Origin of the sequence: Streptomyces sp. NBC_01092 (assembly GCF_045039535.1) — a bacterium.
In the GTDB taxonomy this organism is placed as follows: domain Bacteria; phylum Actinomycetota; class Actinomycetes; order Streptomycetales; family Streptomycetaceae; genus Streptomyces.
Genome location: NZ_CP108659.1, coordinates 2,221,151 through 2,233,615, shown reverse-complemented (window position 1 = coordinate 2,233,615; position 12,465 = coordinate 2,221,151). Strand labels below are relative to the sequence as shown.

The 12,465-nt window shown below is 70.9% G+C and carries 11 protein-coding genes; 8 read left to right on the top strand and 3 right to left on the bottom strand.

From position 1 onward, the window contains the following. Positions 1 to 70: 70 nt before the first annotated feature. The 7 genes from OG254_RS09880 (at position 71) to OG254_RS09850 (ending at position 9,358) form a co-directional block, all read left to right on the top strand. The gene (locus OG254_RS09880) at positions 71 to 919 is read left to right on the top strand and encodes a TrmH family RNA methyltransferase (protein WP_405579583.1); all 849 of its coding nucleotides are present in this window, start codon (positions 71 to 73) and stop codon (positions 917 to 919) included. Positions 920 to 972: 53 nt separating this feature from the next. Continuing rightward, positions 973 to 2,109, top strand: coding sequence for an ATP-binding protein (locus tag OG254_RS09875; RefSeq protein WP_405579581.1), 1,137 nt, complete (start codon positions 973 to 975; stop codon positions 2,107 to 2,109). A 136-nt stretch (positions 2,110 to 2,245) separates the two neighbouring features. Beyond that, positions 2,246 to 3,367 carry a phenylalanine--tRNA ligase subunit alpha gene (pheS, locus tag OG254_RS09870; protein ID WP_351197158.1) on the top strand — a complete coding sequence of 374 codons (1,122 nt, stop codon included), beginning with the start codon at positions 2,246 to 2,248 and terminating at the stop codon, positions 3,365 to 3,367. Beyond that, positions 3,367 to 5,880 carry a phenylalanine--tRNA ligase subunit beta gene (pheT, locus tag OG254_RS09865; RefSeq protein ID WP_405579578.1) on the top strand — a complete coding sequence of 838 codons (2,514 nt, stop codon included), beginning with the start codon at positions 3,367 to 3,369 and terminating at the stop codon, positions 5,878 to 5,880. The genes pheS and pheT overlap by 1 nt, the downstream gene beginning before the upstream one ends. Before the next feature lie 153 nt (positions 5,881 to 6,033). Then, a complete protein-coding gene (locus tag OG254_RS09860) occupies positions 6,034 to 7,107 on the top strand; it encodes a PP2C family protein-serine/threonine phosphatase (RefSeq protein ID WP_405579575.1) in 1,074 nt (357 codons plus the stop codon). Positions 7,108 to 7,384: 277 nt separating this feature from the next. Continuing rightward, positions 7,385 to 8,725 carry a transcriptional regulator gene (locus OG254_RS09855; RefSeq protein ID WP_405579573.1) on the top strand — a complete coding sequence of 447 codons (1,341 nt, stop codon included), beginning with the start codon at positions 7,385 to 7,387 and terminating at the stop codon, positions 8,723 to 8,725. 87 nt (positions 8,726 to 8,812) lie between these two features. Continuing rightward, on the top strand, positions 8,813 to 9,358 hold the full coding sequence (locus tag OG254_RS09850; RefSeq protein ID WP_405579570.1) for an NUDIX hydrolase: 546 nt from the start codon (positions 8,813 to 8,815) through the stop codon (positions 9,356 to 9,358). Positions 9,359 to 9,390: 32 nt separating this feature from the next. Here OG254_RS09850 and OG254_RS09845 read toward each other — a convergent pair whose 3' ends face one another. Both OG254_RS09845 and OG254_RS09840 read right to left on the bottom strand, forming a co-directional pair. Next, the gene (locus OG254_RS09845; RefSeq protein WP_147997080.1) at positions 9,391 to 9,648 is read right to left on the bottom strand and encodes a hypothetical protein; all 258 of its coding nucleotides are present in this window, start codon (positions 9,646 to 9,648) and stop codon (positions 9,391 to 9,393) included. A 192-nt stretch (positions 9,649 to 9,840) separates the two neighbouring features. After that, positions 9,841 to 10,713, bottom strand: a complete 873-nt coding sequence (locus OG254_RS09840) for a 3-hydroxybutyryl-CoA dehydrogenase (RefSeq protein WP_147997081.1) — start codon at positions 10,711 to 10,713, stop codon at positions 9,841 to 9,843. Between the two features lie 196 nt (positions 10,714 to 10,909). Here OG254_RS09840 and OG254_RS09835 point away from each other — a divergent pair, with 196 nt between their 5' ends. After that, a complete protein-coding gene (locus OG254_RS09835) occupies positions 10,910 to 12,172 on the top strand; it encodes a glycoside hydrolase family 10 protein (protein ID WP_405594916.1) in 1,263 nt (420 codons plus the stop codon). 50 nt (positions 12,173 to 12,222) lie between these two features. Here the strand turns inward: OG254_RS09835 and OG254_RS09830 are convergent, their stop codons facing one another. Next, complete coding sequence (locus OG254_RS09830) at positions 12,223 to 12,420, bottom strand: DUF1918 domain-containing protein (RefSeq protein ID WP_147997083.1); 198 nt, start codon at positions 12,418 to 12,420, stop codon at positions 12,223 to 12,225. Between the last annotated feature and the right edge of the window lie 45 nt (positions 12,421 to 12,465).

Sequence of the window (12,465 nt, the reverse complement as noted above, 5' to 3'; positions counted from 1 at the left end):
AAGGGACCCGCAGGCCGAGGAGGTCTGCGGGTCCTGTTGTTCGTGAACCTCAGAACTCCAAGGTGAAGCCATGTCCCCCGTCAGCCCCGAGCTGATCTCCCCCCGTTCCCCTCGCGTCCTGGCCGCCCGGCGGCTCGCCAAGCGGAACTTCCGGGGCAAGGACCGCCTGTTCCTCGCGGAGGGGCCGCAGGCGGTGCGGGAGGCGGCGGCCTACGCATCCACGCTCGTGGAGCTGTTCACGACCGTCGAGGCCGCGGAGCGGTACGCCGACATCATCGGCGAGGCCCGGGCCGCGGGCGCCCGCGTGCACCTTGCCGCCGAGCAGGTGATCGCGGACATCTCCACCACCGTCACACCGCAGGGAGTCGTTGGCGTCTGCCGGTTCATCGACACCCCCTTCGAGGAGATCCTTGCCGCCCGGCCCAAGCTCGTGGCCGTGCTCGCGCATGTGCGCGACCCCGGCAACGCCGGGACCGTGCTGCGGTGCGCCGACGCCGCCGGCGCCGAGGCCGTCGTCCTCACCGACGCGTCGGTGGATCTGTACAACCCCAAGGCCGTACGGGCCTCCGTGGGCTCCCTGTTCCACCTTCCCGTCGCCGTCGGTGTGCCCGTCGAGCAGGCCGTGGCCGGCCTCCAGGGCGCCGGGGTGCGGATCCTCGCCGCCGACGGCGCCGGGGACCGGGACCTCGACGACGAGCTCGACAAGGGGAGCATGGGCGGGCCGACCGCCTGGGTGTTCGGGAACGAGGCGTGGGGGCTCCCGGAGGAGACGCGCGCGCTGGCCGACGCCGTCGTGCGCGTCCCGATCCACGGGAAGGCCGAGAGCCTGAACCTCGCGACCGCCGCCGCCGTATGTCTCTATGCGTCGGCCCGTGCACAGCGCGCCTCCACAGGGTGCCGCACCGTCACCGAGAGCTAGTAGTGTGACCCGCTCGGGGGCCCCTCAGCCGTCGTGAGAGGTGGGGTACGGGGATGAGTGTCGGCACGAGCAGCGCACCGGGGGCACGGGAGGTGCGGCGGCAGTCCGCGTCCCGGTCCGGTGATCCCGCCGAGCTCGGCTTCGAACCCGACGACTTGCCCGACGGCCTCGTCGTCGCCGACGAACACGGGCACGTCATCTGCTTCAACGCCGCCGCCGAGCGCATCACCGCCGTCCGCGCCGCCGACGCCCTCGGGCAGCGCCTGGAGAAGGCCCTGCCGTTAGAGGACCTGGAGGGGCGGCGCTGGTGGCAGCTGACCGACCCCTACGGCGGGCTGGCCATCAGGCGCAGGCAGCCCGAGCGCAACCTCCTGCTGCCCGGCGGGCGGGAGGTGCTGGTCTCCGCGCGCTACGTCCGCACCGAGCCGACCGGGCCCGTCCGCCGCGTCGTCGTCTCCCTGCGGGACACCGAGGCCCGCCGGCGCACCGAGCGCAGTCACGCCGAGCTGATCGCGACGGTCGCTCACGAGCTGCGCTCCCCGCTGACCTCCGTCAAGGGCTTCACCGCCACGCTCCTCGCCAAGTGGGAACGCTTCACCGACGACCAGAAGCGGCTCATGCTGGAGACCGTCGACGCCGACGCCGACCGTGTCACCCGGCTCATCGCCGAGCTGCTCGACATCTCCCGCATCGACTCCGGGCGCCTGGAGGTGCGGCGCCAGCCCGTCGACATCGGCGCGGCCGTGGGACGGCACATGCAGGCCTACGTCGCCGCCGGCCAGCCCGCCGACCGGTTCCTGCTGCGCCTGGAGCAGCCGCTGCCCGCCCTGTGGGCCGACCCCGACAAGATCGACCAGGTGCTCAGCAACCTCATCGAAAATGCGGTGCGGCACGGCGAGGGAACGGTCACCATTGACATCACGGCCACGGCGTCCCCCCGCGAAGGCGAGGACACCGGCACGTCGGTCACCGTGAGCGACGAGGGGCCCGGCATCCCGGAGGAGTCCATGAACCGCGTCTTCACCCGCTTCTGGCGGGGCAGCAAGCGCGGCGGCACGGGCCTCGGGCTCTACATCGTCAAGGGCATCGTCGAGGCCCACGGCGGCACCATCACGGTCGGCCGCGCCCCCGGCGCCGGCGCACAGTTCCGATTTACGTTGCCCGTGGCGGCACCGGCCTTCCTGGCCTGAGGCACCACGGGCGCATTCGCATTCCTCAACCCCGTTAGACTCGGCTTTTGGCACCTTTGTGTCCACAACCAGAGACGAATCGTCTCCCGGTCGAAGACGGGGCACTTCAGCCAGCCAATCGGAAGCACGGGAAGAGATGTCCGCACCCAATAAGTCGTACGACCCTGTAGAGGTCGAGGCCTTGAAACCGGAAGAGATCGAGCGCATGCGGGACGAGGCGCTCGCCGCCTTCGCCGCCGCGGACTCGCTCGACGCCCTCCAGGAGGCCAAGGTCGCCCACACCGGCGGCACCTCCCCGCTGGCCCTCGCCAACCGCGAGATCGGCGCCCTGCCCCCGCACGCCAAGGCCGATGCCGGCAAGCGCGTGGGCCAGGCACGCGGCGCCGTGAACAAGGGCCTTGCCGCCCGCCAGGCCGAGCTGGAGGCCGAGCGCGACCAGCGGGTGCTGGTCGAGGAGGCCGTGGACGTCACGCTGCCGTACGAGCGCGTACCGGCCGGCGCCCGCCACCCGCTCACCACCCTGTCGGAGCGCATCGAGGACGTCTTCGTGGCCATGGGCTACGAGGTCGCCGAGGGGCCGCAGGTCGAGGCCGAGTGGTTCAACTTCGACGCGCTGAACATCGGCCCGGACCACCCCGCGCGCGGCGAGGCCGACACCTTCTTCGTGCAGGGTCCGGACGGCGGCTCCGAGTCCGGTGTCGTGCTGCGCACCCACACCTCGCCCGTGCAGATCCGCTCGCTGCTCGACCGTGAGCTGCCGGTCTACGTGATCTGCCCCGGCGTGGTCTACCGCACCGACGAGCTGGACGCCACGCACACCCCGGTCTTCCGCCAGGTCGAGCTGCTGGCCGTGGACGAGGGCCTGACCATGGCCGACCTCAAGGGGACCATGGACCACATGGTCCAGGCCCTGTTCGGCGAGGGCATGAAGACCCGGCTGCGGCCCAACTTCTTCCCCTTCACCGAGCCGTCCGCCGAGATGGACATGGTGTGCTACGTCTGCCGCGGCGAGTCCGTCGGCAACCCCGACCGACCCTGCCGTACCTGCGGCAGCGAGGGATGGATCGAGCTCGGCGGCTGCGGCATGGTCAACCCGAAGGTGCTCACCGCCTGCGGCGTGGACCCCGAGAAGTACAGCGGCTTCGCCTTCGGGTTCGGCATCGAGCGGATGCTGATGTTCCGCCACAACGTCGAGGACATGCGAGACATGGTCGAGGGTGACGTCCGGTTCACCCGGCCGTTCGGGATGGAGATCTGATGCGGGTCCCGCTTTCTTGGCTGCGGGAGTACGTCGACCTGCCGGCCATCGAAACCGGCCGTGACGTCCAGGCCAAGCTCATTTCCGCCGGTCTGGAGGTCGAGACGGTCGAGCAGCTCGGCGACGGCCTCAAGGGCCCCCTCGTCGTCGGCCAGGTGCTGACCATCGAGGAGCTGACGGAGTTCAAGAAGCCGATCCGCTTCTGCACCGTCGACGTCGGCCAGGCCAACGGCACCGGCGAGCCCCAGGAACTCATCTGCGGCGCCCGGAACTTCGCCGTCGGCGACAAGGTCGTCGTCGTCCTCCCCGGCGCCGTGCTGCCCGGTGGTTTCTCGATCGCCGCGCGCAAGACCTACGGCCGTGTCTCGCACGGCATGATCTGCTCCACCAGCGAGCTGGGCATGGGCGACGACGGCACGCACGGCATCATCGTGCTGCCGCCGGAGACCGAGGTCGGCAAGGACGCCATCGAGCTGCTCGAACTGGTCGACGAGGTCCTGGACATCGCCGTCACCGCCAACCGCGGCGACTGCCTGTCCATCCGCGGCGTCGCCCGCGAGACCGCCATCGCCTACGGCCTCCCGCTGCGCGACCCGGCGCTGCTCGACGTGCCCGGCCCGAACGCCTTCGGCTACCCGGTGCAGGTCTCCGACCCGATGGGCTGCGACCGCTTCACCGCCCGCACGGTGAGCGGCCTCAGCCCCGAGGCGCGCTCGCCGATCTGGCTCCAGCGGCGCCTGCAGAAGGTCGGCATGCGCCCGATCTCGCTCGCCGTCGACGTCACCAATTACGTGATGATGGAGCTCGGGCAGCCGCTGCACGCCTACGACCGGGGCCTGGTCCAGGGCACCATCGGGGTGCGCCGGGCCGAGGAGGGCGAGAAGCTCGTCACCCTCGACGGCGTCGAGCGGGAGCTGCACTCCGAGGACCTCGTCATCACCGACGAGCGCGGCCCGATCGGCCTCGCGGGCGTCATGGGCGGCGCCAACACGGAGATCGCCGACCACGACGACCTCGAGAACGCTTCCAGCGAGATCGTCATCGAGGCCGCCCACTTCGACCAGGTCTCCATCGCGCGTACGGCCCGCCGGCACAAGCTGTCCTCCGAGGCGTCCCGCCGCTTCGAGCGCGGCGTCGACCCGGCGGCGGCCGCCGCGGCCGCCCAGCGCACCGTCGACCTGCTGGTCCTGCTCGCGGGCGGCACCGCCGACGCCGGTGTCACCGAGGTCATCACGCCGTCCGCGCCGCACACCATCACCGTCCCGGCCAACCACCCGGACAAGGTCGCGGGCGTCGAGTACGGCCGCGAGACCGTCGTACGCCGGCTCCAGGAGATCGGCTGCGACGTGTACGGGCAGGACGAGCTGATCGTCACCGTGCCGTCCTGGCGGCCCGACCTCCTCGAGCCGAACGACCTGGCCGAAGAGGTCATCCGTCTGGAGGGCTACGAGAACCTGCCCTCCACCCTGCCCAAGCCGCCGTCCGGCCGCGGCCTGACCCACCGTCAGCGCCTGCACCGCCGGGTCGGCCGCGCGCTGGCCGGAGCGGGTTACGTCGAGGCACCGAACTACCCCTTCGTCAGCGAGCAGGTCTTCGACCAGCTCGGCCTGGCCGCCGACGACCCGGCCCGCCGCGTCGTCAAGCTGGTCAACCCGCTGAACGACGAGGAGCCCGCGCTGCGTACGTCGCTGCTGCCGGGTCTGCTCGGCGCGCTGCGGCGCAACGACGGGCGCGGTTCGCACGACCTGGCGCTGTTCGAGACCGGGCTGGTCTTCCTCCCGAACGAGGAGCGGGGTGTCGCCGGTCATCTGCCGGTCGACCGCCGTCCGACCGACGAGGAGCTCGCCGCCCTGAACGCCGTGCTGCCCGAGCAGCCGCGGCACGTGGCCGTCGTCCTCGCCGGTGCGCGTGAGCAGGCGGGCTGGTGGGGCGCGGGCCGCCCGGCCGACTGGGCCGACGCGATCGAGGCGGCACGGCTCGTGGCCCGTGAGGCCGGGGCCGAACTGATCGTGCGGGGCGGCCAGTACGGGCCGTGGCACCCCGGGCGCTGCGCCGAGCTCGTCGTGGTCGTCGCCGGTGCGGAGACGGTCGTCGGACACGCGGGCGAGCTGCACCCCCGGGTGCTCAAGGCCCTCGGTCTGCCCGCGCGCACCTGTGCGATGGACCTGGACCTGGACGCCCTTGAGCAGGTCGGTGACGGCACGCCCCAGGCGCCGAGCATCTCCACGTTCCCCGTCGCCACGCAGGATGTCGCCCTCGTGGTGGACAAGCCGGTGCCGGCCGCCGAGGTCGAGGCCGCGCTGCGTGAGGGTGCGGGTGAACTCCTCGAGGGGATCCGGCTGTTCGACGTGTACGTCAACGACGAGCAGCTCGGTGACGGGAAGAAGTCGCTGGCGTATGCGTTGCGCTTCCGTGCGGGTGACCGGACCCTGACCGTCGATGAGGCTTCGGCGGCTCGGGATGCGGCGGTTGCCCTGGCGGGCGAGCGGACCGGGGCAGTTCTGAGGGGCTGAGCGCCCCTTTCGTGACGCGTTGCGGTCACCTCACTCAATAGGGTGACTTCTCCGGGTGATCCGGTACTTCCGGACCCTCACTCGACAGAATCGGACCGGCCTTTCGAGGTCGGTCCGATCTGCGTTGTCAGGGCCTATTGGGGGGCCATCGGCATGTTCCGCATCAAGCCTCGGGTTCCCCGCAAGGTGCTCGCGTTGGGGCTGCCCACCGCCTGGGGCGCGATGGCGATCACCTACAAGCTGGCCTGCCCGCTCGCCCAGCAGGACAGCCTCGGGGCCCGGGTCGTCACGAGCGCCGTGTTCTTCGCCGTGGGGACCGGTCTGATCCTGCACGTCCGCCAGGCCCTGCTGCGTGAGCTCAAGCAGGTCCGCGAAGTCGCCGGCGCCGCGCAGAGCGTGCTGCTGAGGCCCCTGCCGCCGCGCATCGACGGGCTGACCGTCGCCGCCGCCCAGCTCTCCGCGGATCGCGACGCCCGCGTCGGCGGTGACCTGTACGAGGTCATCGCCACCGAGCACGGCGTCCGCGTGGTCATGGGCGATGTACGCGGCCACGGCATCTCCGCCATCGGCACGGTCGCCGCCGTCCTCGGCAGCTTCCGCGAGGCCGTCCACGACGAACCCGACCTGGGCCGGGTGCTGCACAGACTGGACCGCGCCCTGGCCCGGCACCTGCGTGAGCGAGCACGGGACGAGCACCCCGCCTCGGGCCGTGAGCCCGACAACCCGGTCTCCGAGGAGTTCGTCACCGTCCTGCTGCTGGAGATCGCCCCGGACGGCGAGATCACGGCCCTCAACTGCGGTCACCCCTGGCCGTATCTGCTGAGCGGCACCTCCGTCGAACCCCTCGCCGACACCGATCCCCTCCCACCGCTCGGCCCGTTCCCGCTCCCGGCCGAACCGACCCCGCTGCCCTGCGGGGCTCTGCCGCCCGGCGACTCGCTGGTCCTGTACACGGACGGCGTCGAGGACGCACGGGACGCGAGAGGCCGGTTCTTTTCCCTGCGGGCGGCCCTCATCGGGGCCGTACACCACCATCCGGCCACCCCCCAGCTGATCCTGCGCACCCTCTTCACCGGTCTCCTCCGCCACACAAGGGGCAGGCAGACGGACGACATAGCACTACTGGTCCTACGGAACGACCGAGCAAGGGTCCACTGCGCCCCCCTGGGGGCGCGGGGAACTGCGCGACCAGCCACTTCGAACCCGCAGCCGACCAACCACCTTTAGCGCAACGGCGATCAGTCGCGCGGCCAAGCTGCCGGCAGGCCGTCCGCCCCGCCACGGAGTGTCGGGCAGGCAGCTGGGCGGACGGCGTGGAAGCGGGCCGCCGCACTGTACGAGGGGGAGCCGGCGGCCCGGCCGGCCTCTTGCGAGGCATTTCAGTCAACCGGCAGGAAACTCTCCGCAACAGCGCGCGCACGCTACGGATTCGCGTACTCCGTTCACACCCCGTGTGAACCGGTTCGCACTACTCTGTCGGCACCGAGCCACCCGGGGGGCATACATGCAGCCCAACACTCTGCTCGACGCGATCCTGGACGAGGCCGGGATATCGCACGCGGGGCTGGCAGCACACGTGAACCAGGCGGGGCGGGCGCGTGGGCTCGCGCTGAGATACGAACACACCGCCGTCGCACGGTGGTTGAAGGGGCAGCGGCCCCGCGGCCAGGTGCCCGACCTGATCTGCGAGGTACTCGCCGGCCGGCTGCACCGCACCGTCACCCTCGACGACATCGGCCTCGGTGTGCCCGGCGAACCGAACTCCGCGCACACCACCTCGCTGTCCGGCTTCGTCGAGCGGGCCACCGCCCTGTGGCGCTCCGACGAGCAGCAGCGCCCCCACATACTGGGCGCCCCGGCAGTCACGGGCACGCCCGCCGTGATGCCGGTGTGGGAGTGGGAGAACCCGCCCGAGGACGTGGATGTGTCGCGCGGCGGGCGGCACCGGGTCACCTCCGGCGACATCGACATGCTGCGTGCCGCGCGCACCCACTACGAGCAGATGTACCGCAAGGCGGGCGGCATGGCGACCCGCACCCGGATCGTCGGCTTCCTCAATGCCGAGGCCGCCCCGCTGCTGCGCGGCAGCTACACCGACGCCACCGGGCGCCAACTGCACCGGGCCACGGGCGGGTTGGTGGCCATCGCCGGGATCTGCGCCTACGACTCCGACGCGCACGGGCTCGCCCAGCGCTACTTCCACCAGGCGCTCAGGCTCGCGAAGGCCAGTGGGGACCGGGGGCTCGGTGCGTATGTGATCGCGCTGCTGGTCAACCAGGCGCTGTTCATGCGGGAGTTCCGGCAGGCCGTCGCCTTCGCGGAGGCCGCGCTGCGGGCCGCCGGCAAGCACATCACCCCCGCGCTCGCCTCCGATCTGTACGCGATGCAGGCGAAGGCGTACGCCCACCTCGGCGACGGCACGAGCGCCTTGTCCTGCATCCGGCGTGCCGAGCAGGCCGCCGATCGTATCCACCGCGGATACGAACCCGACGAAACGGGCTATGTCCAGCCCGGACTCGTCAACGTCCAGGTGGCGGAGGCGCTGCTGAGTCTCGGAGAGCTGGCGGCCGCGGGGGAGCACGCCGCGGCCGCCGTCGACAATCCCGCCCACGACCGGGGCCGGGTGCACCGGCTGGCCATGCTCAGCACGATCGAGCTGCGCCAGGGCAACGCCGACAAGGCGGTGGCCACCGCGGTGCAGATGGCCGAGCAGGCGCGGGGAATGGAGTCCCAGCGCCTGCGCGACCGACTCCGCGCGGTACGCGAACACCTGGCGCGCAGCGGCGGCGCGGGCACCGCCGAGGCCGCCGAACTCATCGACGGAGCACTGCGCGTACCGCTGTAGGCCGGTGCACGCTTGGGTACTCGAACACCGACACCTCATAGTCCCTGCTGCGATATTGCCACTTACTCGACGGAAGGTGGCAGAACCGTGCAGTGGACGAAACAGAACGAACAAACTGTGTATGAAAACCGCTGGTTCACCGTCAACCTGGCAGACGTGGAACTGCCCGACGGCCGGCACCTGGACCACTTCCTCATACGGATGCGGCCGGTCGCCGTAGCCACGGTGGTCAACGAGGCGGGCGAGGTCCTCCTCCTGTGGCGCCACCGCTTCATCACCGACAGCTGGGGGTGGGAGCTCGCGGCGGGCGTCGTCGAGGACGGCGAGGACATCGCCCGCGCGGCCGCCAGGGAGCTCGAGGAGGAGACCGGCTGGCGGCCGGGACCTCTGCGCCACCTCATGAGCGTGGAGCCCTCCAACGGGCTCACCGACGCCCGGCACCACATCTACTGGGCCGACGAGGGCGAGTACGTCGGGCATCCCGTGGACGACTACGAGTCGGACCGCCGGGAATGGGTCCCGCTCAAGCTCGTTCCCGACATGGTCGCCCGTGGGGAGGTCCCGGCCGCCAACATGGCGGCCGCGTTACTGATGCTGCACCATCTCAAGCTCGGGCAGGACGTCCTGCCCTGATGCGACGTCCCCGAGCGTGCACCCCACCGCGGCTAGTGCCCCACGGCCTGCCAGATCGCCACGACGAGAGCACCCACGGCGGTGATGGCGGCGACCGCGGGCAGCGGCCAGCGCGCGTGTTCCAGTGTGTTGATCCGGGTGTTCAGCTCGTCGAGTTCCTTGGCGCTCTCCTCGGTGCGGTGCGTGAGCAGAGCCAGCCCGCCCTCCACGCGGGCGTAGGCGACGTCGAGTCGACGTCGTAACTCTGCGAGTTCTCCTTGTACGACGGGATGCTCGGGATCGGCGGTCACTTGCCGCTCCTTTCCGTAGTCGTCTCGAATCCCTGGCATGCGCAGGGAAAGTGAACTCGCCTGGTGGGCGCCTGGGGAGAGTGTGCGAGGGGCATATGCGAGCCCGGGGCGCACACGGTGTGTGAATGACGCGGGCCCGGCACCATCTCGGTGCCGGGCCCGTGTACTTGGCCGGAATCTGACCGACTGTAATCAGCCGTAGGTGTAGAAGCCGGAGCCGGACTTGCGGCCCAGCCGGCCCGCGTCGACCATGCGCTGAAGCAGCGGGGGAGCGGCGTACAGCGGCTCCTTGAACTCGTCGTACATGCTCTGCGCCACCGAGGCGACCGTGTCCAGACCGATGAGGTCGGACAGCTTCAGCGGGCCCATCGGGTGGGCGCAGCCGAGCTCCATGCCGTTGTCGATGTCCTCACGGCTGGCGATACCGGACTCGAACATCCGGATCGCGGAGAGCAGATACGGGATCAGCAGCGCGTTCACCACGAAGCCGGAGCGGTCCTGGGCGCGGATGGCGTGCTTGCCCAGCAGCTTCTCGGCGAAGGACTGGGCGCGGGCGATCGTGCCCTCGGAGGTGGTGAGGGCCGGGATCAGCTCGACGAGCTTCTGCACCGGGGCCGGGTTGAAGAAGTGCACGCCGATGACCTGGTCGGGGCGCGAGGTGGCGACCGCGAGCCGCACCAGCGGGATCGAGGAGGTGTTGGAGGCGAGGATCGCGTCCGGCCGGGTCACGACCTGGTCGAGCACCTGGAAGATCTCGGTCTTCACCTGCTCGTTCTCGACGACGGCCTCGATCACCAGGTCGCGGTCGGCGAACTCGCCGAGGTCGGTGGTGAAGGACAGCCGGGCCTGGGTCTCGTCCAGCTCCTCCGCGCTGATCTTGCCGCGCTCGGCGGCCTTGGCCAGGGAGCTGAACAGCCGGGTGCGGCCGATCTCCAGGGCCTCGCCGGTGGTCTCGGCGACCTTCACGTCCAGTCCGGAGCGGGCGCACACCTCGGCGATGCCCGCTCCCATCTGGCCGCAGCCCACCACACCGACGCGTGCAATATCTCCGGAGATGCCGGTCACATCGACCCCTTCGCTGGTCCACGAATGCGGCAGGTCTCCCGTTGTTCGGCGCCTGCTCCAAACCTGCACGTTACCTTCGGCGAAGCTTGATCGATCATTCGGGTGCCGCATGAAAGGCTGACACGGGACTGTCCGGAACGCTCGGATCTGTCCCAGGGTGGGGCCATTGACCACGGCACACGGAGGTACGAAGAAGATGCTGCACCGGAAGTCCTGGCTGTCCCGACGGGCGTTCACGGTGACCGCACTGTCGGCACTCGTGGCGTCAGGCAGCGCGACGGCGGCCGGTTCTGCCATGGCGGACGGAACGAACCGGAACCGGCGCTGGCCGACCCGCGAGATGCGCGGCGTCTGGCTGGCGACCGTCGCCAACCGGGACTGGCCCTCCAAGCAGGGGCTCACCCCGGACGAGCAGCGCGCCGAACTGATCGCCCACCTCGACACGGCCGCGCACTGCCGGCTGAACACGGTGATCCTCCAGGTACGGCCCACCGCGGACGCCCTGTGGCCCTCGCCGTACGAGCCGTGGTCGCTCGTCCTCACCGGTACCCAGGGCCAGGACCCCGGCTGGGACCCGCTCGGCACGGCCGTGGAGGAGGCCCACGCCCGCGGTCTTCAGCTGCACGCGTGGTTCAACCCGTACCGCATCGCCAACCACACGGACCTCGACCGGCTGGCCGAGACCCACCCCGCCCGCCGGCATCCGGACTGGGTGGTGCCGTACGGCGGCAAGCTGTACTACAACCCGGGGCTGCCCGAGGTGCGCACCTTCGTGCAGCAGGCGATGCTCGACGCCGTGGCGCGCTACCCCGTCGACGCGGTCCACTTCGACGACTACTTCTACCCCTACCCGGTCGCGGGCCAGAGCTTCGACGACGACGAGGCCTACGACCGCCACGGCGGCGGCTTCGCGGTCAGGGCCGACTGGCGGCGGGACAACATCGACAAGCTGATCCAGGAGATGGCGACCGGCATCAAGTGGCTCCGGCCCGCCACGCAGTTCGGCATCAGCCCGTTCGGGGTGTGGCGCAACGCCAGTACCGACCCGCTCGGCTCCGACACCCGGGGCGGCGTCGAGACGTACGACGACCTGTACGCGGACACCCGCAAGTGGGTCCGCGAGGGCTGGATCGACTACATCTGCCCGCAGCTGTACTGGAACGTCGGCTTCGCCGCCGCCGACTACGCCAAGCTCCTGCCGTGGTGGTCGGAGGTCGCGCGCGGCAGCAGGACGCAGCTCTACCTCGGCGAGGCCCTGTACAAGGCCGGGGACGCCGCGCAGCCCGCGGCCTGGCAGGACCCGGCCGAGCTGTCACGGCATCTCACGCTGGCCAAGGACCACCCGGAGGCACGCGGTCACGTCTACTTCGCCGCGAAGGACATCGCGGCGGACCGGATCGGGGCCATGGCGCGGGTGGTCGCCGACCACTATCCGCGGCCGGCGATTGCCCCGCGCTGATCCGCTCGCCCGGACTGCGCCCGGCCGTCCGGCCGGGACGCGCCGCCGGACTACCTGCTCATCGTGTTCCTGTGACGGATCTCGGTGTCGGGGCCGGGGGAGCACAGACCCTCGTGCCCGTCCTCGAAACGGACGCGGTACGGGGGGTTGCCCTCCTGGCCCAGGATTTCGACGATCTCGCCGACCTTGTCGTGTTGTCCGACCACCCTGCCGTGCTGAACAAGCTGGTCGCCCACGGTTGCACGCATCTCTTGGGCCTCCTCACCAGGTGCGGGAGCAGCGGTCCGTGGCCT